This is a genomic window from Novosphingobium album (ex Liu et al. 2023) (genome assembly GCF_029076845.1).
Lineage (GTDB): Bacteria > Pseudomonadota > Alphaproteobacteria > Sphingomonadales > Sphingomonadaceae > Novosphingobium.
On the sequence record NZ_JARESE010000007.1, the window covers coordinates 1 to 21,352 of the forward strand.

A 21,352-nucleotide genomic window follows, 5' to 3' on the forward strand; every position below is an offset into this window, starting at 1 on the left:
GTCGGCGCGCTCTTCGAGCTGGCTTCGAACAGCACCGGCGAGGCGTTCCTCAACGGCAAGATCGAGGATCCGAGCCTGGCCGCGCCGCTCTATGTGTCGGCGTTCCGCCAGGAGGACGGCAGCTACAACGTCGTCTGGTCGCGCCCGACGCGGCGCCGCGACCTCGCCTCGGAGATGGCGCCCAAGGCCGACGAGGGTCTGCCGCCGCTGCCCGGCGCCGACGAGCCCGCGCCGTCCGGCCAGGGCGCCGAGGCCGGCCTCGGCCACTCCTCCGCGGATCATGTCTTCGGCGGCGAACCGCAGCACGAGCCGCAGGAAGGCGGCCGTCGGCAGCGCCGCCAGCGCGCGACCGAACAGGCGGAGGAACCCGAAGCCGTCAGCTGACCCCCGCCGTGCCCGGTCCAACGCCTCCAGGCCGGGCACGCTTCCCCGCAGGGCTCGCTTCGCTCCCCCGGCGAAGCGGGCCCTGTTTTTTGTTTCCAGTGCCCGACCGCCGCCGGGACGGGAGGCTGGCGAAGCGTCGGCATATATAGACGGCCAGGGCATCAACCTGAACGTCGGCGCTCTCGAAATTCATGATCTCGGGGAAATCATGCGAGCGGCACAGCCCATAGGTGGGCGCGTCTGCGGTCAGCCTTCCTTCTGGCAACGGTGGCTTGGGGCGCCGCCGACCGCGGCGCGGCTGAAGAGCAGATGGCTATCGCGCACAGGCGGCGGCAATGACGGAGAAACCATCGAGCGATGCATTCTCCAGCCTCGTCCACGCAGACTTCATGAGGGCTCAGAGGGTAAAGCCGATCGTCCTGGCATTGCGGATCGTCGCTCGGGGCGCCGCAGGCTCAATAGCGCTGCTGCCGCTCGTAGAGATCACGGTAGTGCTGCGTGCGGGTGACCCTCAGGCCCTGCATCCCCGAACGTTCGACAGCGCGTTGCCAGCCCGCGAATTCCTCCAGCGAGAGACCGTACCGCTCACAGACCTCATCGATCGTCAGCAGCCCGCCGTTCACGGCCGCGACGACCTCGGCCTTGCGCCGCACGACCCACCGGCGCGTGTCGGGCGCGGGAAGCATGTCCAGCGTCAGCGGCTCGCCGAGCGGCCCAATGACATGCGCCGGGCGGAACTTCTGATTCTCGATCATCTCGCTTCACTCGCCGGCCACGCCGCAGGGCGCATCGCATTGCTCTTGTGACCCTTATGGCGACGTCAGGGTTGTCGCCGCCTGAAACATCAGGGTTAACGCCCGGGCATTAGCCCCGTTTTGCCCCGGTTCGGCGCTCCGCCGGGATTGGCGACCTTCCGCGAAAGGCCCGCGCGCGCATCGCCCCGTTTGCTGGGACAGCGCTCATCTTCCGCGTCTGTCTTCATGGGCGTGGCGCCCGCCCGCGCGCCAGGCCATCGCCGCGAATGGATGCCGCCCACCGCGCGCTTGCCGCCCGGCGCCCGACAGCCTACGACCGGTGCCTCCCCGTGACTGCGGTGCCTCATGATCCTGCTGGTCCGCCGCGCCGATCGACCGGGTTCATCCTGCCGATAGCCATGCCGCCGGCCGCGGCGACGTCGGCGGCGATGCGGGGGAACCGGCCCGAACCTCTTCCCAAGTCCATGCGTGGGGCTTTCGCCGGCCATCTGGCCACCCGCTTGTGGAATGAACGCTACGCCCGTGCGGGCCCGCCGCAACCCGCCCTTTCCCGACCGTGTTGAGGCCTGACGGCCTCTGCCCGCACCACTCGAAAAAGGGGGGTTTCCCCGCGCTGAAGCGCGGGTGCGACGGCCCCTCAATCACGGGCTTCGGTCAAGTTCATCCCAGCGGGATCGGCCCGCTGGCGTGAGACGAAAGGTCACGGACATGAACAAGGTTTTTCTCTCGGGGCGCATCACCTCGGACATCAGCCGCTTCGGCACCGACAGCAAGGGCGGCGTCAGCTTCAGCCTCGTCACCTCCAAGCCGGTGATCAAGGACGGCCAGGTCCAGAAGGACGAGAACGGCTACACCGAGACCTACGACGAATTCCACCAGGTCAAGGCTTTCAACGGGCTCGGCAAGTCGGTCGCCAACCACAAGAAGAAGGGCGACAAGCTCATGATCGTTGGCGAGATCCGCTACAGCCGCAACGAGCGCGACGGGCGCACCTACTACAACACCGACATCGTCGCCGAGGAAATCGAATTCCTCTGACCCCATCGGGCGGCCTTCGGGCCGCCCTTCTCATTTCTTGCGGAGACAGCACATGTTCCATCTCGCCAGCTTCGATGAGATCACCGGGGTCGCCTACGGGATCGAAGTCACCAACCCCACCATGGTCGCCCGGATCCGACGGGCAGCCGACAGCCTCAACGCCTATGAGATCGCCGCCCGCCTGGCCCAGGCCATCACCGAGGCCGCCGACGCGGCGCACATCCGCGATTTCGAGGAAGCGCAGTTCGGCGAAGCCAGCGCCGACGCAGTCGTCGACTGCGAATATCATGACGAACTCGCCGCCGCCTGGTCGCTGGTTGCCGCCGAACACCAGCTGATCATCCCCGAAATCATCATCGCGCACGACGGGTCGGTCCACTGACCCGTCGCCCTTATCGAGAAAGGACAATGCCCATGCACGCCCGTTCCGCGGCCGTCCCATCGGCCGACCACTGTTACGGCATCATCATGCACCATCGCCTCGCCTGGTGGCTGGTCGAGTTCCCCGAACCCGACGCGCCACCGCTGCGCGCGCGCAAGCTTTCTGGCCGGCTCACGCCGGCCCTCGCTGACTGGCTGCGCCGCGAGACCCGCGAGCCGCGCCTTGCCGGCGATGTCGCCGCGCTCAATCCCGAGAGCCGCTGCTGGTCCGGCGAATTCTCCTGTCGGCCGAGCCGCGCGGATGCCGGCATCTTCGACATCGATGCTCACCCCTGGGGGGCTGAAGCCGGGGAGCTTGAGACCCGGCTCGCGCGCACCATGATCGATGCGACGCTGCAGCCGGTCCCGGCAGGCTTCATCTCGGTCTTCACCGCCCTGCCGCCCGAGAACCAGCCCGTGCTCGCGATCCGGCTGAGCGGCTACACTTGCTCGACATACGAACTGCTCACGGCCCGGCACATGCCGACCTATCGTCCGCACTCGCCGTGGCGTGACATCTCCGCCGATGCGGTCGGCGATAGCGGCAGCGATATCATTGGCTGGCAGTCCGCAGCCACATGGATCAGGCCCACCTGATCCGAGTAGCGGAGCCGGCGCCTGCCGGCCCCGGCCCACTTCCGGCTCGTGCCAGCATCATATCGGTCTGGCGGACAGGTCGCCGGGCGTCACCATCTGAGGCATCGTCCTCGCCTTGCCGTGCCTCCATCCGGTTGACGCCGGGCTATGGCCCGTTGGTGCAGCGATCGGCTTCGACCGGTGCCGCGGGATGTGCCGCGCCCAAGGCCCGAAACTTGCCGATTGCAGCCTGATGGTGATCGAAGCGGATCGCAGCAAATGCGTGATCCCCATCGTCGTCCCGAGACCCTCCAAGACGTCACGGAGGAGGCGTGGTTTGCGCCCACCATCCAGCGTTGGTCCGGTCGGCGAGGCTGCTGGAAGTGCAGGAAGGGAAGTGGGTTTAGGCGCATCCCGCCCAACGCTTCGCGCCGGGCGGGACCGGGGCTCTATTCGCTAAGCCGCCGCCCGCGCGTGCCGCGCGAGCACCAGCAAAGCTCACGGAGCCAGGCCGTCGGCCCGTCTCCGCCCATTCGGGTAACGAACCCGCTTGCGGGATCCCCCAGATGAGGTTTGAAACCCCTATTCCTCTCTTGTGTCTGCCTAGTGTGGCATGCGGGGTTGGCGGTCCGTCGAGCATGAGCGGTCCCCCCAATTTTTCCGCGCGGCCGCTGGCGCGCCCACCCGAAAAAATCGGTTCCCCCACTCCCCGCTGCCGCGGCGTTAACCGGGGTCCGGCCGCGGGCCGGCTTCCCGGTTAACGTGCCCGACGTCCCTGACCACCGCATGCCGTGAGCAAGGCCTCATCGCGTGGATGAGACACCAAAAGCCATGGAGGCCAACATGACCAAGTCTTTCTCGAACTTCGCCGACTTCGCCAGCTTCATCGCCAGCGAGACGGGTACCGACGAGCGCAGCCCGCTCTACGAAGCCGCCTTCATCGAGCATGACGAACGCGCCAAGCTGTCGCCCGTCGACGAGACCGAGCAGCTGGAAATGCCCGATCCGGAGCAGGCCCGAGCCGCCGTCGAGATGGTGATGGCGACGCTGTTCGACGTGTTCCGCGACACCCGCCTCGAACCCTTCGCGAGCGACCTCGCATGGGGCTTCGTCAACAGCTTCCATGTCGTGGCGAAGCGCATCAGCGATCGCGAGGACGACGCCGCCAAGGAGCTTGGCGAACTCGCGCGCAGCTTCGACCCCAGCGAAATCTACGCGTCGCAGATCGAGGAAGCGCAGCTCCTCTGCCAGACGCTGCAAGGGTGCCGCGATGCCATGGAATGCATGCGCGACCACGCCGCCGAAGTCTATCGTGTCGAGACCGGGCGGCCCTATTCGCCGACGCGCGGCAGCCGGGTCTCGAACGGCGTCACCGCCTCGATGATCGACGCCCGCGACTATCTTGCCGCAAGGGGCCGGGAGCGCCGCGAGCAGTTCACCCCCGAAGGCCCTGTTGTCGCCTTCTCGGGCGGTCAAGTCTGGGACGATCACGAGATGCTCTGGAAGGGGCTGGACTCGATCAAGGCCCGCATTCCCGAAATGATCCTCGCCACGACGGCGCAGACCAAGGGCTGCGATGCCATCGCCCAGGCCTGGGCGGCAGCGCGCGGCGTGAAGGTCATCATGTTCCGCCTCGACCGCCGGTTGGGAGCCAAGGCCGCGTTTGTTCGCAACGACCGGCTGCTCGCCCTCAAGCCGGTCGAAGCCGTCGTCTGCGAAGGGTCCGGCATCCAGATGAACCTTGCCCAGAAGCTGCGGCAGGCAGGCGTCCCGCTCCACGTCGTGAAGCTCGACCAGCAGCGCGCGACGGTGCCCTCCGGTCAGCGCATGGCACGCAGGGCCTGACCTCGCATCCCGAGAGGCTCCGGCAACCGCCGAGGCCTCTCTTCCCTCTTCCTTTTGGCTCTATGCGGTGCGCGGGGGCATCGAACCCCCGCGCACCGCCGGGCGCTGGCGCCCGTCGCAGCGACGATGCCCGGAGGACCAAGGAAAGAGGGGAGGGCGCGGCGGTTTGCCCAAGGAGTCAAAGGCCATGTCCGTCCTCTTCCGCATCGCTGTTCCCGCCGACGAGGCACTCGACCGCTACGCGGTCATCACCGCGCGCCAACTCGCCGCCTTCCGGCGCTATCTCCGGGCGGAAGGAGAGCGCATCGGACTCCCGCTCATCGAGCCCGACGAAGCGATCGCCGACCGCTTCGAAGCGCGTATCTGCCCGCTTGCACTCGCCGCCGTGACCGCATTGTTCGACCATGATCCGGCCGTCATCACCGTCGTCGAGGAAGCCCAGTTCCGGGGGCGCCGCATCTCGGTGTACCACAGCGCCAGTGACGCCCAAATCACGATGCGCGTGGCCATGACATCCGACCGCGGCCTCGAACTCGATCTTGCCTATGGCAACGCCTACGCCCTGCTTGAGGCGCTCGAGATCGAAGCCGAAAGCGTTGGCGAGATCGCGCTCGACAGCCTCCGCACGCGTCTCTCCGATCCGTCAACCCCGGCGCGGGCGGCGCAGCGCCGCGTCGAGCATTATCTGCCTCGGCTGGAACGCCTCCTGGCGAGCGCCACAGATCTGGACGAAGCTCGTCTCGTCTGGGCGTGAGGACGGCGATAGCCGATGCGCAATCAATGACGCACCGTCAGCATGATCCTTGCGGCGGCGCTTCATGTCCCGCGCCAAGCACCGTGTCGATCGCTGTTTGAAGATGCGCGGCCGCGCCATGCTCGTCGAGCGCATAAAGCAGCGGCAATGCCTCTCGAAGCAGCACCACCGCCAATGCCCTCTGCACTATCGGGTCCGTCCGCAACGCGTCGCCCACGTCCTCGCCCATTTCTCCTCCGTCGCATGCCATGATGCAGATGCGGATAGCTCGGGGGACATGGCGGACCCGGAAACTCCCGCGCGCTGGGCGCGGGAGCCGGGGCTCGAAAACACAGTCGAAACAGTGCGCCTACGCTTGTGGCTTAGCTGCTGCCCGGCCTTCGACGCGAGGGTATCCTTTGTTGACCAGATGTTGGCAAGAAAGGAGTCGGTCATGTCGAAGAAGATCGTGGTGCCGTCCTATTTGGCGGCGATGGATCGAGCGGAGGCCGATCCTTCGGCGGCGCGCTTTTGGGTTGGCCTGGATGTCGGCTACAAGAATACGGCGGTCTGCGTTCTCGATTGTGACGGCGCGATTGTTCACCAGGTCTCGATGAAGAGCAGCGCCACCGAGATCGGACGTTATCTGCGCAAGAACTTCAAATCGCATGTGACGCTGATCGGCATTGAGAGCGGCGGGCTGACGCCGCATCTGACGACCAAGCTGCGTGCGCAGGGCTTCCAGGTTGTAGTGCTCGATGCGCGCCAGGTGCATCGCGTGTTGTCGGTCAAGCGGAACAAGACCGACACGAACGACGCACGCGGCATCGCCGAGATCACGCGGACGGGCCGGGAATATCTGACCGAGGTCTATGTCAAATCGAACCTGTGCTTCGAGATCAGGGCCTATCTCACCATGCGCGACCGCCTCGTAAAACAGCGACGCGAGACCGAGGCGATGATCCGCGGCCTGGTGCGGGTCTACGGCGGACGGATCGAGGGTGGGACCGAAACCGCGGCGAGCTATCGCAGCCGCGCCATCGACCAGATGTGCCTCATCGCCGACACTGAAGGCGTCGATCTGCGACCACGGGTCCTGCCGCTGCTCGATCTGTGCGAAGGCTTCTACGTCGAGGCCAACCGCATCGAGCGCGAGCTGGAACTGCTGGCCGCGTCGAACCCGGTCTGCAGGCGGTTCATGGAGATCCCCGGCGTCGGCACGATCACCGCCGTATCGTTCTACAGCGCGATCGAGGACCCGACGCGCTTCCGGCATGTCGACGATGTGGCCGCCTATCTGGGCCTGACCCCGCGCGTCTACCAGTCGGGCGAGAGCCTGACGCATGGCGGCATCAGCAAGATGGGCAACCAGCTCACCCGCACGCATCTGGTCGGCGCCGCGACCGTCATGCTGTCGAACACCCGGTCGTTCAGCACGCTCAAGGACTGGGGCCTCAAGCTCAGCAAGCGGATCGGCTTCAACAAGGCGAAGGTCGCGCTGGCACGGAAGCTGGCGATCATCATGTTCAGTCTGTGGCGTGACGGCACCCACTTCATGGCCAAGGCGGCCGACGTGCCGGCGCACCGGGCGCTGATGCAGAGCCGGCTGCCGGCCTGAGCGCGCAGGTTCACACCAGGTTCGCTCGCACAATGGCGGCGAAACAGTCCTCCCGGGAGGCGGAGGGATCGGAGACTTCGGGTCTAAAGGTGAGGTGGTGACAACCTCGTGACGCTTGTTGAAGCTCCACCCTTTGCTAGTGAATGCCCATACTGCGGCAGGCGATCGGCCCAACGGCCACGACAAACGCCCGACCGCGAAGAGACTGTTGCACTCCGGGATGGATGATGTGGACTTGCAATGATCGACGGAGAAGAAGATCATGACGTAGCAATATAAAGTCTGGATACCCTCTACCGTGGGGGCAGCAGCTAGAGATTTTAGTACCGGGGTACCTGGACATATGCGCAGGCACCCCGGCGTGAACCTCACACCGAGTGCCGTTATCGACAGGGTTTTCGAGCCCCGGCGCCGCCGTTTTCGCAGCGCAATTTGCGCCCTACCACAGCCACAGTTTCGCACCAAGCCGAACCCGGCCAGCCGCCAATCGCAAGCGCTGCTCGCATTCCGGAACGCCATCCTCAATTGGTCCTATTTTTTGCGCGGCGGGCGTCTTCTGCCCCGGCTCGCTCACGTGCCGCGCGGACCCTCCGGTCCGCACGCCGCTACGCCTTGCCGGGGGCTCTATCCAAGAGGAACATCTCTCACAGACTTCCCATGATGTCGGACGGACGAGGCCGCCTCAAGGACGGCGGGGCCCCACCATTTTCTTCGGCGGATCGGGCGTCGGTTTCCTCTCGCCACCGTGGCGGCCACCGAAGAAAATCGTGACCCCCACCGCCGCTGGCGCGGTCGCCGGCAAGCCGGCGATCCCTGACCCGACCTCGCCCGCCCGACGCGCATGCCCCTGTCATTCAAGACAGACAGGAGCAGACCGATGCAGATCATCTCGACCAACGCCGCCGCCGACAACGCCGCCTACTTCGCCGCCGTAGCGTACGCCGAGCGACGGGCGCTTCACAGTTACTTCGACCAGCATGTCGTGGCCGATAACGAGGCAGGTTACATCACCATCGACGAGGGCGATTACGGCGCGCTGCCGATGACGATCATCGACCGGATTGTGTACAGCGTGCCGGGCGGGCGTCTCGACGAATATTGAAAAAATTTGAGGGAGGGGCTTGGCGGCCTCTCCCTTTTTTTGCTGCGAGGATGAACGGGCATGGGGGGCATCGAACCCCCCATGCCCGTGCCGCGAGACCATCGCGGCGGGGATCGGTCACGCCGTCAGGCGTTTTTCCACTTCCTCGATTCCGAGGCTGCGGATGCGCGCGAGAAGTGCGTTTAACCGCTTGGCGTCGAGCTTGAGCAGGCCGGCCTTTTCGACGGCCTGAACCGCAGCATCACGCTCCTTCTCTTCCAGCCGTTGCCGTCGCTCTTCGAGCCGACGGGCATCTTCTTCGATCGCTGCTCTTTCCTGTTCCAATGTGCGTGCCATGAAGGGCCTCTTGGTTCACGCTGATCGGGCTATGAACCCGTTGAGTATAGACGCTGACCGCCGCTGCCGAAAGCGCAACTTCGGCCGCCAGCACTGGGCCGTGATCACATGCGTTTGCGTGTATGGCGTTCGATACCGCGCGTCAGACCCGCGCCGTCGTCTCGCACCCACCCGCACCTGCGACCGCGAAGGCTCCGTCCGCCGGACGGCCTGGCGCCCAGCCGGAAGCGATTTTCCCTGCCGATCGACCGCGTCACAGGACGCCCCGAGGACTGGATCAGCCCTGGTGCAGAGAAGCACACCGAACGCACCGTCGGTGCATGGGTTCTGGAATAAATCCAGATACTTAGAGCTATTTCACTGTGTGGGGTGCTGTGGGACAGCTTTTGCAGGCCAGAAAAACCCGCAGATTTGCGGTGTTTCAGCGTGTTACGTCAGAACACACGCTTTCCTGGCCGGCCGAATTTCTTGCCCTGATCTTCAAACTCGCCTATAACTGGCGACGTTTTCTGAGACCCCACCAGCCTCCCTGCTAGGAGGCCTGGTTTGACTTCCACCTACAAGCATTGCTCGGTCCGGCTCGACCGCGGCAAATATGATCGCCTCGTCGCACTCGCCGCCGAGCGCGGATGCACGCCCTCCGACCTGCTTCGCACGGCCGTCGACGGGTTCCTGTCATCCGGCCAGCTCCTGACCTCCAGCCACCGCCGGATCGCCCGCATCAGCGAGTTCCAGCAGCTGGCCCTCGACATCATCATCCGCGAGCAATTTCCCGAATATCGCGACCGCATTATCGCGGAAACCGACAGGCGCCTGGAGCAATATCATGGCGCGTGAGGACATCCGCACAGACGGCCGACCCGTTCCGCTGACCCACCATTCGGCGCGCGGAAACGTGCAGCGCAACGCGGGCAATTTCACGCGCGGCAGCCAGCTTCTCACCCACGAGATGCTGATGTGGTTTTCGGGCGCGAAACTGCCCTTCATCCTCTGGTTCTTTGCTTTCCTCGGCGCATGGTTCCTCATCATGTCGCTCAAGCTCGACGAGCATGGCTTCCAGCTTGTCTGCATGAAGATCTATGCGACCATCTGGAACTGGGTCGACCTCAATCCGAACAAGCGCGTCAACGTCACGCTGCCCAGCGGCGAGATCATGCGAACGGTGATGCCGGCAGTGCCCTTCATCCCCGAAGTCATCACCGCCTGGGCCGTCGCGATGCGGGGCCTCATCGGCGCCTTCCTTGTCTCGGTCTTCATCACCATTCCGGCGGCCATCTGGTTCGTCGACATCTCGCACCGGCGCGGTCGATCGATCCTTCAGGAACGGCATGAACGCGGCGCCATGCTGGTCGACCGTAGCGTCCTCCTCGCGGAGATCGCCGAGCACAACCGCGCGAAGTTCGAAGAAGAGGCGGTCGAGCTCTTCCCCGGAATGCCCTCGCGGCAGGTTCTGGCACTGCCGTTCCGCGCGCGGAAGGAGGCGGGTATCCATCATCCTTACATGCTCGCGGGCATCCCCTTTCCGCACCGGACCGAGCAGTCCCATGCGATGCTCATCGGCACCACGGGGTCGGGCAAGACCACCGAACTCAGAAGCCTCGTCACCCAGATGCGCGAGCGTCAGGACACGGCCGTCATTTTCGATCTGACCGGCGCCTATGTCGAAGCCTTCTACGATCCCAGGCGCGATACGATCCTCAACCCCATGGACGCGCGCTGCCCGGCCTGGTCGATCTTCAATGACTGCCGCACCCACAGCGAGTTCACCGCCGCGGCGGCCGCCCTTATTCCTTCTGACGGCGGCTCGTCCGAACCCTTCTGGGCGCTGGCCGCGCGCACACTTTTCATCGAGATGTGCATCCGTCTTCAGGAGCGCGGACAGACCAGCAACCTCGCACTCTCCGAGAATCTGATGACCGCGGACCTGAAGCGCGTGCACCGCTTCCTTGCCAACACCATCGCCGACCCGCTCACCGCGCCTGAAGCCGCCCGCATGGCGGAATCGATCCGCGCCGTCTTCAACACCAATGCGCAGGTCCTGCGCTTCCTTCCCGACGAGGGCGAACCCTTCTCGATCCGTGACTGGATCACGCGGGACAAGAAGCCCGGGTCGATCCTGTTCGTCACCTCGAGCTATGTCGACCTGCCGATGAACCGGGCACTGCTCACGCTCTGGATGGACCTCGCCATCAACCGGTTGATGACGCTCCCGCGCACGCGGAGTTTACGCACCTGGTTCATGTTCGACGAGCTCGGCGCGCTGCACCGTCTGCCCGCGATCGAGAATGGGCTCCAGACCGCGCGCGCTTTCGGGGGCGCGATGATCCTCGGCCTCCACAGCTTCGAGAAACTGGTCGAGGTCTATGGCGAACAGGGCGCCCGCAATCTCGCTTCGCTGGCCCGCTCCAAGCTCATCCTTGCGACCGCCGATCTCGATACCGCCGAGCAGTGCGCCCGTTACATTGGTAACCGCGAGGTCCGTCAGATGGATGAGGCCTACAGCTATGGTTACAACAATACCCGCGACGCCTCGACACTGACCCCGCGCAAGCAGGTCGAGCCGCTCGTCATCGCCGATGACATCACCAACCTGCCCTCGATGCACGGCTTCGTGAAGTTTCCCGACGGCTTTCCCGCTGCACGGATCCTCCTCGAGTGGAAGGACTATCCGCAGATCGCCCAGGGCTTCGTTCAGAGGCCCGATGTTCAGCCGGTTCGATCAAAGCGCGGAGAGGAGGCGTTCGAGGAGGACGAGGGCGGTGAGGCCGGCGGACGGGATGGAGCCAATCAGGTGGTCAGGGAGGTGTCCGAGGCGGGCAATCTCGCCAAGGACCTGGCCGCGCGCATCCTCTCGGCCGAGGTCGAAGAGGAGGCCGAGGTCACGGCTGCCCGCGAGGGACAACGTGCCGACGATCGCGGTGAACAGGTGCCCCAACACATCCATGCCGCCGACCGGGCACAGGCGGCGCGCGCGGGCGCGGAGGAGCAGACGGTCACCACCCGCGACCGGGACGACCGGCGCGACGGCTATCGACAAGGCCCGGGCGCGCCGCAGGTCGAGGATCAGACTCTCGCCGAACTGCGGCAGGACTTCTCGTCCGGCCGCGACCATGACGGCATGGATATGGGCATCTGATGCTCTCGGTCGCCGGCGTCCGCTCCGCTTCCGGTGCCGCGAATTACTTCGCGAAGGACGACTATTACACCGTCGAGGGCTCGTCCGAGGTCAGCGTCTGGGGAGGGGAGGGCGCCGAGGCGATCGGTCTCTCGGGCGAGGTGTCCAAGGAGGCCTTCGAAGGCGCGCTGAACGGCATCCTTCCGAGCGGAGAAGCGGTCGCCCAGGTCGACAACCGGCGCGCAGGTTATGATCTCACCTTCTCCATGCCCAAGTCCGCCTCGGTCATGGCCTATGTCGCCGGCGACAAGCGTGTGCTCGGCGCCAACATGGCTGCGGTCAAGGCGACCATGGCCTGGGTCGAGAAGAACCTTGCCGAGGGGCGCCGCGACGTCGAGGGCCGCAAGGTCCCCGTCCAGACCGGCAATCTCGTCTATGCGCTTTTCCAGCATGACACGAGCCGGGCGCTCGACCCGCAGGCGCACATCCACGCCGTCATCGCCAATCTGACCCGAATGCCCGACGGCAAATGGCAGGCGCTCCATGCCGACAAGATCTGGAGCCACAACAGCATCATTGGCTCGATCTATCACGCCTATCTTCGGGCCGAACTCGAACGGATCGGTTACCAGCTCGACCTCAAGGGCAAGCACGGCACGTTCGAGATTGCCGGTGTGCCCAAGACGGTGATCCAGGAATATAGCCAGCGGCGTGAGGACATCCTCGAACATGCGACCCGGCTCGGCATCAAGTCGCCGGAGGGCTTGCGCGAGATCACCAAGCGCTCGCGCGATCCAAAGCTCGACGTTGAGGATCGCGCCGCCCTGAAACAGGACTGGATCGACCGGGCGGAGAGCCATGGGTTCGACGGCAAGGATCTTGTCGCCGCGGCCGAGGCACGGGCCGGGCTCCAGCCGTCCGAAGGAACCTTGGAGCGCAGCTACCGCGCAATCGTCGATGCCATCGCAGGTGCCCGCGACCGTCTGGGCAGCCTGGCTCGGCCCCGCGATCCGCTGGTCGATGGCGCGCTTGCCCGAGCGGTCAAGTCGCCGGGCGAGGCGCGCGCGCAGCTCGCGGTCGCATCGGCCGTGCGTATCCTGTCCGAGCGTGAAGCGGCGTGGCCCGTCCACCAGCTGTCCAAGACGGCGGTCGATCTCGGCCTCAAAGGCGTGACCGTCGATATGATCGAGCGGCGCATCGACCGACTCGTCCAGAACCGCCAGCTCATCCCGGGCGTCGCGACTGCGGCCGACCGGACGGGTCGCATGGTGACGACGCAGGAAGCGCTGCGCACGGAGGAGAAGATCCTCGGTGCCGTCGAGGAGGGCAAGGGAACGTCCCAGCCGATCCTGGCGGCCGTGGATGCACCGCAGCGCTTGCAGGATGCCGCTGAGCGCCCCCTCAACCCCGGCCAGCTCGGAGCGGCGACGCTGATCCTCTCGTCGCCCGATCGCACCGTATCGGTCCAGGGCGTCGCTGGCGCCGGCAAGTCGACCATGCTGCAGGCGGTGGCGCGGGTCGCGGAAAGCGCAGGGCGCACGATCACGGGTCTCGCCTTCCAGAACAAGATGGTCGCGGACCTCGCCGATGGCGCTGGCATCCAGGCCCAGACGATCGCCTCCTTCGTGCTCGCCAATGAGCGCTTCGTCTCGGAACGGGATACGGCTCGCTACGAAGCGGCGCGCGAGAAGCTCGGTGGCACCATGCTGATCGTGGACGAGACCTCAATGGTGTCGTCGAGCGATATGCTGAAGCTGCATCAGATCACGGCCGCGCTCGGCGTCGACAAGCTGGTCCTGGTCGGCGACCGGCAGCAGCTCTCCTCGATAGACGCCGGCAAGGCCTTTGCCATGATCCAGGCGGGCGGCGGCACGATGGCGCGGATGGACCAGAATATCCGCCAGCGCACCGATCAGCTCCGGACCGTCGCGGCGCTCGCCAACGTCGGCAAGGCGAGCGCCGCCATGAAGGTTCTTGGCGACCGCGTCGTCGAGGCGTCCGAGCCTGCGGAGGCCGCCGCCGATATGTGGCTGGCCCTGTCCCAGCCGGACCGCGAGGCGACGGCCGTCTTCGCCTCTGGCCGCGACGCGCGGGCCATCATCAATCAGCGGATCCAGGATGGGCTGATCGCCGAAGGCAGCGTCAAGGGCGCGGCGATCCACCTCACCGTCTACGAGCGGGTGAACACTACCCGCGAGGAACTGCGCTACGCCTCGACTTACCAGCCTGGTCAGACACTCGAGGTAGGGAAGGGCGGGGCGCAGGATGTTGGCCTCGCCGGTGGGCGCTACGACGTGCTGAAGGTTCATGCGAGCGGCAAGGTCGAGCTTGCCGATGGACGGCGCAGAATCCGCTTCGACCCCCAGAAGCTCTCGCCCACCGAGCAGCGCGATCGGCTGCAGCTTTCCGAGAAGAAGGATCTCCAGTTGCGCGAAGGTGACCGAATCCGCTGGACAGCCAACGACAAGGTGCGAGGGCTGCACAACGTGGCACTCGCACGCGTCGTCAGCGTCGATGCCGGCGGGGTGACCGTTGAGACCGCAGACAAGGGTCGCCTGACGCTCGAGCTCGGTGATCCCATGCTTTCCAGGCTCGATCTTGCCTACAGCCTCAACATGCACATGGCGCAGGGGATCACCACCGACAAGGCCATAACGGTCATGTCGGCGCACGAGCGCAACCTTTCGAACCAGCGGCTATTCAATGTGGGCGTCACGCGCGTGCGCGACGAGCTCACCATGGTCATCGACGATCGCGCGAAGCTCGAGCGTCAACTCGACATGAATCCCGGTAACAAGACCTCCGCGCTGGAGACGCTGGGCCGGCTCGACGTCGACGGCAAGAAGGGACCGGGCGTGCAGCCGCGCGAGAAGTTCGATCCCGGACCGATCGACGGGGGCGACCTCTCCGATCTTCCGCCACTGCCGAGCGATCTGCCGCCGCTTCCAACCGGACCAGCGCCGGACGCCAAGGATCCGAAGATGCCGCCGGACCTCAAGCCCGACCGGGCCGATCCACTGCCGCCGCTCCCCGAGCGCAGTCTCGGCCTCGATTTGTGATGTGACGACGCCGGCAGGGTGTGGGCGACTGGAAGGAGACGACGAATGGGATGGGAATTTGAACAGGCCGGCAAGTTCGGCAGCGAGAAAGCGGCAGACGAATATGCCCGCCGCAACAACATCGATCCACGCGACGTCCAGATCACCCGCAAGGGCGATGAGGTCGAGCTCAGTATCCGCCGCTCGGCCCTCGATGGCCGAAACCTGCGCGACAATGGCGAGGGCCGGCGGGACGGCTGGGGCTGAAGGGAGGTGGCCATGGACCTGCACAAACAAATCGGCACGCTGATCGCATCCAACCTGCCGCTCATGATTTTCATCGGCTGCGCCATGCTGATCCTGGCGCTGCTTGGCGGTGCGACGGGCTTTTCCGGCCCTCCGCCGCCTGTCGCCAAACCGTTCATGACCCGCCGTGAAGAGGCCATGCTTGCCGTGCTCGAGGAAATATTCCCGATGTACCGCTTCCACGCGCAGGTTGCGATGGGCGCGCTTCTCAAGGTTCCTGCGAGGATGGGCTGCCGGGGAACACCGGCGGACCGCAACGCCTTCTCCCAGAAAATCGTCGACTTCGTGGTGCAGGATCCGACGACCGGACGGGTGGTCGCTCTCATTGAGATCGACGACGGGTCTCACAGCGCAGCGCGGGACCGCATCCGTGACGCGATGACCAGGGGCGCGGGATACCGCACCTTTCGCATACCAGCGGCCGCCCGCCCGACAATTCCGGCGGTGCTGCGCATTGTTGGACCGCTCCGCGAAGAAGCGGTTCAATCCGCCTATGAAGAATGACCGGCCGTGAGTATCGTGCTGTTTCCTGCCAAATGTGCTGGGAACAGGACGATTACGGACAACAACCTGCAATCCTCGAGGAAGGGCAATTTCCTGCCAGCAGCTGCGGTCACAGCGCTGCTGGCCAGCCGTTCCGTATCTTCACAGCTACTCACCGCTCTCCTTGCGGGCATCGCTATCTCCGTCATCGCATTCGTCACCCGCGAGCAGCTCGCTGAGCATGTCGATGAGCGTGTCCATTATTTCGTGACACTCGCCATGGCCGGGATGGTGCTGGTCGCCCTCAGGCCGGTCCTGTTCGTGATCTCGAGCGTGAGCATCATGACGCTTGCGACGCTTGTGATTGTGGACGGATGGCCCAGAGAACCCAGCCAGCAAATGGCAGTCGCCATGTTTCTGATCGCGATGATCCTCCTGTGGTGGAATCATCATCGCACTGTCTCGGTTACGCGCGAATTGGCCGATAACACCGCGGATTTGGCGGAGGAGCTCGCCCTTCTGATCGACGGCGCGCAGGATTACGCCATCTATATGCTCGATCCCGGTGGGAAGGTGACGATCTGGAACGAAGGTGCGGAACGCCTGAAGGGCTGGTCCGCGGAGGAGATGATCGGCAGGCCCGCGCATCTGTTCTACCCGCCCGATGCGATTGCTGCCGGCAAGCCGATCAGCTTCCTCGAGGAGGCGCGGCTGCGCGGCCGGATCGAAGTCGACGACTGGAGGATGCGCAAGGACGGCAGCGAATTTCTGGCCCATATCTCGATCACTGCTCTCAACAACCCCGATGGTTCCCTGAGGGGCTACGCAACCATCGTGCACGACATCACCGACCAGCGCGCCGCCGAGACCTCGCTGCGCAACAGTGAGGCCCACTTGCGCTCGATCCTCTCGACGGTCCCCGACGCCATGATCGTCATCGACGAGCGTGGTCATATGGTGTCATTCAGCGATGCGGCGGAACGCATGTTTGGCTATTCGCAGGTCGAGGTTGTGGGTTCGAACGTCAGCATGCTGATGCCTTCACCCTATCGTGAGCGCCACGACGGCTATCTCGAGCGTTATCTCAGAACCGGCGAGCGACGGATCATCGGCATCGGCCGGGTGGTCTTCGCCATGCGCAAGGATGGCTCGACCTTTCCGATGGAGTTATCCGTCGGGGAAACGAGCGGTGAGGGCCAGCGGCTCTTTACGGGTTTCATCCGCGATCTGACGGACCGTCAAAGAACGCAGGAGAAGCTCGAGGAACTCCAGTCCGAGCTCATTCACGTCGCACGGGTCAGCGCCATGGGCACCATGGCCTCGACGCTCGCGCATGAACTCAACCAGCCGATCACTGCTGTCGCCAATTACGTCGAGACCGTGCGCGACATGCTGGCTGAACCCGACCTCGAGGATATACCTGAGATGGTCGAGGCGCTCGAGGATGCTGCCAGGGAAGCCCTGCGGGCCGGCAACATCGTTCGTCGCCTGCGCGACTTTGTTGCTCGGGGCGAAGTCGAGAAGACCGTCGAGAATCTGCCCAATCTGATCAACGAAGCGGCCGCTTTCGGGTTGATCGGCGTCAGCGAGAGCTCGGTCGAGACCCGCATGGACATCGATCATGACGCCGCGAACGTACTGGTCGATAAAATCCAGATCCAACAGGTCCTCGTTAACCTTATCCGCAATGCGGTCGAAGCCATGGGGACCAGCGCCCGTCGGCTTCTGACGATTCGTACGACGCCAGGCCAACCGGGCTTCATCCGCGTCACGGTGGCCGACACGGGCCCCGGCGTGGCACCCGAAGTCGCCGAGCAGCTCTTCCGAACTTTCGTCAGCACCAAGTCCGAAGGCATGGGTCTTGGTTTATCAATCTGTCGAACGATCATCGAGGCAAATGGAGGGCGCATCTGGATGGAGCCGGCGAATGAGAGCGGAACACAGTTCCATTTCACTTTGATAAGAGCTGAGGCGGAGAAGGTCGATGGACGATAAGCGGGTAGTTCATATCGTCGATGACGAGGATTCGGTCCGTCGATCGATTGGCTTCATGCTGAAGAAGTCGGGCTACATGGTGGTGCCGTGGGTCTCCGGAGTGGAATTTCTAAAGAATATCAAGAACGCAGCCCATGGTTGTATTCTTCTCGATATCCGGATGCCTGAGATGGACGGCCTCCAGGTCCAGCAAGAGCTCAATGGACGCGGCGTCGCGATGCCGGTCGTGCTCCTTACAGGACATGGTGATGTCGCCAACGCGGTTTGTGCGATGAAGGCCGGCGCGGTCGACTTCATAGAAAAGCCTTTCGAAAAGGCCATCCTCCTCACCGCCATCGAGAGCGCATTCGAACGTATCGCCGATACGGAGGCGCGCGCGAACCGAGCGGCGGATGCGGCAATCCTGATCGCCGGCCTTTCCGCGCGCGAACAGGATGTCCTCAAGGGTCTTGCCCAGGGTCTGCCGAACAAGGCTATCGCCTATGATCTGGGGATCTCGCCCCGCACGGTTGAAGTGCATCGCGCTAACGTCATGACCAAGCTCAGCGTTCGCAGTCTGTCGGAGGCGCTCCGGATCGCCTTTGCCGCGGGGGTGACGGGCTGAGCCTAGGACAGTTACGTAGCGACCTGCCGGCGATTTCCTGACATCCCCGATCGACCAGTAGTGTCGCTGGATTTGCAGGAAAGCCATGTCAGGCGAGACTTTTGAACCTTCGGCGGGAGAACGTCCTCGTCTTCTCCTGGTCGAGGATGATGCGGCGGTTCGCCGATCGTTGCAGCTGCTTTTCCGGGCCCGTGGTTTCGATGTGCGCGCCTATGCCCGGAGTGCCGCGCTTCTCGCCGATCCCTCCGTTCGCGATGCATGCTGCTTTGTCGCAGACTACAGTCTGGACGAAACTGACGGCATAGAGGTGCTAGTCAATCTCAAAAACCGAGGCTGGTCAGGTCCAGCGGTGCTTTTCACGGCATGTGCTTCGAACGATCTGATCGAACGCGCCTTGGCATCTGGCTTCAGCCAGGTTTTCGAGAAGCCCTTTCAAGGTCACGCGCTAGGCGATGTGGTCGTCCGGTTGACGGGCGAGCGCTGGGCCGCTGCCCAATCCTGACAGGTCTGGCATTGCATGAATTTAGTGATGGAGGCACGTCCCCGATGCTTCGAGATTTCCCCTCCCTGGTGTGGCTTATCCCGCGCACATGGAAATACAGGGCGTCAAATGCATGATGGCGCGACCTCAGCGGGAGACCCCGGGGGCAAGCCCATTCCCGTCCAACTCATCGGCGTGGGCCCGACCGAGGAGTTCGCGACGGCCCAGACCGTGAATAATGACCGGATCACATGGGCTGGAGCTGTCGCGAGCCTGGAGGCTCTGCACGCGCGGCCGTGGCCGCCGGGGCAGTTCGTTCTTCTCCTGGACGGCGATGTTTCGGCCGGCGACCTGGCGGCCTCGCTGGGCACCTACCCAGAACTCGTCTCGGCCAGGCCGATTATCCTGCAGATTACCCGGCCCGAGATTCGTCTCGTGGTCACTCTCATGCAGCAGGGCATCGTCGATGTGCTGCCCAAACCCTACACTTTGCCTCGCCTTTGCGCCGCGCTGGACGAGATATTGGTATCCCGGAGCCGCTGACCACCCTAATCGGCGAACTATTGGTGCAGCCGCATCGGCGCTGCCGGAGGAGATCCGAAAACCTTGATGCCAAGAGACGAGGAGGTGTGCATGACCGCAGCCGATAAGACGCAGACATCCTATAATCTGATGGGCGGACCCGAGGGGCTCTTGCGGTGCGTTTGAGGTCCGTCTTCTTCCTTCCGATCCTGCTGGGCGCGGCGTGCGGGGCGATTGCCGTCGTGCAGGCGCGACCCGCTCCGCGCGTCGAGCCGGTCGAAACGGCGCTGCAGAAGCGCGGGCTCGCTTTCGCACGACAGCGCTGTTCGGCCTGTCATGCAATCGATGCCGGGGTTTCGCCCCGACCCGAAGCGCCGTCGTTCGAGACGATCATCAACACGCCCGGGCTCACGGCGGAAACGCTCGATCCGTGGCTGCGCGATTCTCACAACTTCCCGGAAATCATGAATTTCACGGTCGCACCCGGCGAGATCGAGGCGCTCGCGGCCTATATGCTGACGCTCAGGAATTCCGACTACAGACCCCCAATCCAGTAGTTGCCGCGGCGATTGCCGGCAGCCGCCCAGCGGATGACTGAAAAATGATGATATGTCGCGTTCCGCGCAACGTCCTGTCATGAAACCGGCGCGCAACCGTCAATTTGCAGGCTACGCGATGCTGCTGCTGCTCGCGGTCGGAGCAGTCCAGATTATCGCCAGCCTGGTTTTCTATGCAGCGATCGATCGGCAGTCGGTCCGCGAGGACCATGCTCGCCGCGTCGCGGAATTCCTGATCGTCAGCGATCGGCTGCACCGGCTGGTGCCAACGGATACCGTCCGGGTCATGACGACCGGCCACCTCGACGCCGCAATCGCCGCGACTCCGTCCACTCCCCGCTCCGGAACGCGGGCTGCCGTGCGCGAAATCCGGGGCTATGTTCTTGCTTGGGAGAAGCCTCTCGCCGATCGGCCCTTGTTCCTCGATATTCATCCGGGACGCCTGGGCCACCGCGATCTTGTCGGCTCGATGCAGCTCGCTGACGGGAAATGGCTGAACTTTCGCTCGACCGACATTTCCTCGAGCTGGCCGATCGCCCTCAGGGCCACGACGATGACGCTTCTGATCACGCTTGTCTGTCTGGGCATCGGTCTCCTGGTGCTGCGCCGGTTGACTAGTCCCCTGACGCACCTCTCGGAGGCGGCCGATGCCATCACCGACGGAACGGCGATGGCGATCGAGGAGTCCGGTACGCGCGAATTGCGCAATCTGGCACGCACGCTCAATGGTCTGCAGGCAAAAATCAATGATATGGTCATGCAGCAGACACGATCCTTCGAGGCGATCAGCCACGATTTGCGCACGCCGCTCAGCAGACTGATCGTTGCATCCGATTTCGTGTCCGAGGACGACATCGCCCGCATCGTCGCGTCGAGCGCCGCCGAGATCGAAGCAATGCTCGCGTCCCTGCAGGCCTTTTTGCGCGTTCAGCACTTTCAAGCGGAACTCGAACCCGTCGATCTCGCCGCCGCGGTTCGCGATCTTCTGGCAGGCGTCGATGCGCCCACGACGCTGAGCGCGCCCGTATCCTCCACCGTGCCGACCTTTCGCGAGCCTCTGCTGCTGAGTCTGCGGGCGCTCATCGGGAACGCTGTCCAATATGGATCGCGGGCCGACGTCACGATTTCGCGCACCCCATCGGACTGGCTCGTCCTAATCGAGGATGATGGCCCCGGCATCCCAGAAGAGTATTTTGGGACGATCCTCGATCCGTTCTTCCGGCTCGATGCCGCCCGGGCGCGAGACACGGCGGGCTTCGGCCTGGGAGTACCGATGGCCTACCGGTTGCTGCAAAGGTTTGGCGGTCGCCTCGAGTTTGCCAATCGGGAAACGGGCGGGCTTCGCGTTACCGTTACCGTTCCGACGACCGCGGAGCCGCTTCGGGGTGGTTCGCCCCCGCCGCTGCCAGCGGCCTTGTAATCAGCGTAATCCGCACATCGATCC

The 21,352-nt window shown here is 64.5% G+C and carries 21 protein-coding genes; 19 read left to right on the plus strand and 2 right to left on the minus strand.

Annotation, left to right across the window (positions count from 1 at the left end; genetic code table 11):
* The coding region (locus PYV00_RS02575) for a DUF736 family protein (protein WP_275226682.1) at nucleotides 1-384 on the plus strand (384 nt) is incomplete at its 5' end.
* Nucleotides 385-839: 455 nt separating this feature from the next.
* Here PYV00_RS02575 and PYV00_RS02580 read toward each other — a convergent pair.
* Complete coding sequence (locus PYV00_RS02580) at nucleotides 840-1,139, minus strand: DUF1153 domain-containing protein (protein WP_275226683.1); 300 nt, start codon at nucleotides 1,137-1,139, stop codon at nucleotides 840-842.
* 708 nt (nucleotides 1,140-1,847) lie between these two features.
* On the opposite strand from PYV00_RS02580, the gene PYV00_RS02585 reads away from it, so the two are divergent.
* The 7 genes from PYV00_RS02585 to PYV00_RS02615 all read left to right on the plus strand — a co-directional run bounded on the left by PYV00_RS02585 (nucleotide 1,848) and on the right by PYV00_RS02615 (nucleotide 8,471).
* Nucleotides 1,848-2,177: a single-stranded DNA-binding protein gene (locus PYV00_RS02585; RefSeq protein ID WP_275226684.1), complete on the plus strand. Its 330-nt coding sequence runs from the start codon at nucleotides 1,848-1,850 to the stop codon at nucleotides 2,175-2,177.
* Between the two features lie 52 nt (nucleotides 2,178-2,229).
* Nucleotides 2,230-2,559 carry a hypothetical protein gene (locus tag PYV00_RS02590; protein WP_275226685.1) on the plus strand — a complete coding sequence of 110 codons (330 nt, stop codon included), beginning with the start codon at nucleotides 2,230-2,232 and terminating at the stop codon, nucleotides 2,557-2,559.
* 32 nt (nucleotides 2,560-2,591) lie between these two features.
* Nucleotides 2,592-3,194 (plus strand): hypothetical protein, encoded by a 603-nt coding sequence (locus PYV00_RS02595; RefSeq protein ID WP_275226686.1) that lies wholly within the window; start codon nucleotides 2,592-2,594, stop codon nucleotides 3,192-3,194.
* An 822-nt stretch (nucleotides 3,195-4,016) separates the two neighbouring features.
* Nucleotides 4,017-5,018, plus strand: coding sequence for a DUF2493 domain-containing protein (locus tag PYV00_RS02600; RefSeq protein WP_275226687.1), 1,002 nt, complete (start codon nucleotides 4,017-4,019; stop codon nucleotides 5,016-5,018).
* 187 nt (nucleotides 5,019-5,205) lie between these two features.
* Entirely contained in the window at nucleotides 5,206-5,772 is a 567-nt protein-coding gene (locus PYV00_RS02605) for a hypothetical protein (protein ID WP_275226688.1), read from the plus strand.
* Between the two features lie 64 nt (nucleotides 5,773-5,836).
* Nucleotides 5,837-7,369 carry an IS110 family transposase gene (locus PYV00_RS02610; RefSeq protein ID WP_275226689.1) on the plus strand — a complete coding sequence of 511 codons (1,533 nt, stop codon included), beginning with the start codon at nucleotides 5,837-5,839 and terminating at the stop codon, nucleotides 7,367-7,369.
* Nucleotides 7,370-8,246: 877 nt separating this feature from the next.
* On the plus strand, nucleotides 8,247-8,471 hold the full coding sequence (locus PYV00_RS02615; RefSeq protein ID WP_275226690.1) for a hypothetical protein: 225 nt from the start codon (nucleotides 8,247-8,249) through the stop codon (nucleotides 8,469-8,471).
* Nucleotides 8,472-8,588: 117 nt separating this feature from the next.
* Here the strand turns inward: PYV00_RS02615 and PYV00_RS02620 are convergent, their stop codons facing one another.
* Nucleotides 8,589-8,807, minus strand: coding sequence for a hypothetical protein (locus tag PYV00_RS02620; RefSeq protein WP_275226691.1), 219 nt, complete (start codon nucleotides 8,805-8,807; stop codon nucleotides 8,589-8,591).
* A 546-nt stretch (nucleotides 8,808-9,353) separates the two neighbouring features.
* Between PYV00_RS02620 and PYV00_RS02625 the strand changes: the two genes are divergently transcribed.
* From PYV00_RS02625 to PYV00_RS02675, 11 genes are all read left to right on the plus strand, one after another.
* Nucleotides 9,354-9,644 carry a hypothetical protein gene (locus PYV00_RS02625; RefSeq protein ID WP_275226692.1) on the plus strand — a complete coding sequence of 97 codons (291 nt, stop codon included), beginning with the start codon at nucleotides 9,354-9,356 and terminating at the stop codon, nucleotides 9,642-9,644.
* On the plus strand, nucleotides 9,634-11,943 hold the full coding sequence (locus tag PYV00_RS02630; protein WP_275226693.1) for a type IV secretion system DNA-binding domain-containing protein: 2,310 nt from the start codon (nucleotides 9,634-9,636) through the stop codon (nucleotides 11,941-11,943). Before PYV00_RS02625 ends, PYV00_RS02630 begins: the two co-directional genes overlap by 11 nt.
* Nucleotides 11,943-14,981: a MobF family relaxase gene (mobF, locus tag PYV00_RS02635; protein ID WP_275226694.1), complete on the plus strand. Its 3,039-nt coding sequence runs from the start codon at nucleotides 11,943-11,945 to the stop codon at nucleotides 14,979-14,981. The genes PYV00_RS02630 and mobF overlap by 1 nt, the downstream gene beginning before the upstream one ends.
* Before the next feature lie 45 nt (nucleotides 14,982-15,026).
* Nucleotides 15,027-15,227 (plus strand): hypothetical protein, encoded by a 201-nt coding sequence (locus PYV00_RS02640; RefSeq protein ID WP_275226695.1) that lies wholly within the window; start codon nucleotides 15,027-15,029, stop codon nucleotides 15,225-15,227.
* A gap of 12 nt (nucleotides 15,228-15,239) precedes the next feature.
* Nucleotides 15,240-15,770, plus strand: coding sequence for a DUF2726 domain-containing protein (locus PYV00_RS02645; protein WP_428981602.1), 531 nt, complete (start codon nucleotides 15,240-15,242; stop codon nucleotides 15,768-15,770).
* Nucleotides 15,771-16,175: 405 nt separating this feature from the next.
* Nucleotides 16,176-17,744: a PAS domain-containing sensor histidine kinase gene (locus tag PYV00_RS02650; protein WP_275226750.1), complete on the plus strand. Its 1,569-nt coding sequence runs from the start codon at nucleotides 16,176-16,178 to the stop codon at nucleotides 17,742-17,744.
* Nucleotides 17,734-18,348, plus strand: a complete 615-nt coding sequence (locus PYV00_RS02655; RefSeq protein WP_275226696.1) for a response regulator transcription factor — start codon at nucleotides 17,734-17,736, stop codon at nucleotides 18,346-18,348. The genes PYV00_RS02650 and PYV00_RS02655 overlap by 11 nt, the downstream gene beginning before the upstream one ends.
* Nucleotides 18,349-18,433: 85 nt before the next feature.
* Nucleotides 18,434-18,850 carry a response regulator gene (locus tag PYV00_RS02660; protein ID WP_275226697.1) on the plus strand — a complete coding sequence of 139 codons (417 nt, stop codon included), beginning with the start codon at nucleotides 18,434-18,436 and terminating at the stop codon, nucleotides 18,848-18,850.
* 108 nt (nucleotides 18,851-18,958) lie between these two features.
* On the plus strand, nucleotides 18,959-19,372 hold the full coding sequence (locus tag PYV00_RS02665) for a hypothetical protein (protein ID WP_275226698.1): 414 nt from the start codon (nucleotides 18,959-18,961) through the stop codon (nucleotides 19,370-19,372).
* Nucleotides 19,373-19,527: 155 nt separating this feature from the next.
* Nucleotides 19,528-19,908, plus strand: coding sequence for a hypothetical protein (locus PYV00_RS02670; protein WP_275226699.1), 381 nt, complete (start codon nucleotides 19,528-19,530; stop codon nucleotides 19,906-19,908).
* A 79-nt stretch (nucleotides 19,909-19,987) separates the two neighbouring features.
* Entirely contained in the window at nucleotides 19,988-21,328 is a 1,341-nt protein-coding gene (locus PYV00_RS02675; RefSeq protein WP_275226701.1) for a sensor histidine kinase, read from the plus strand.
* Nucleotides 21,329-21,352 lie beyond the last annotated feature (24 nt).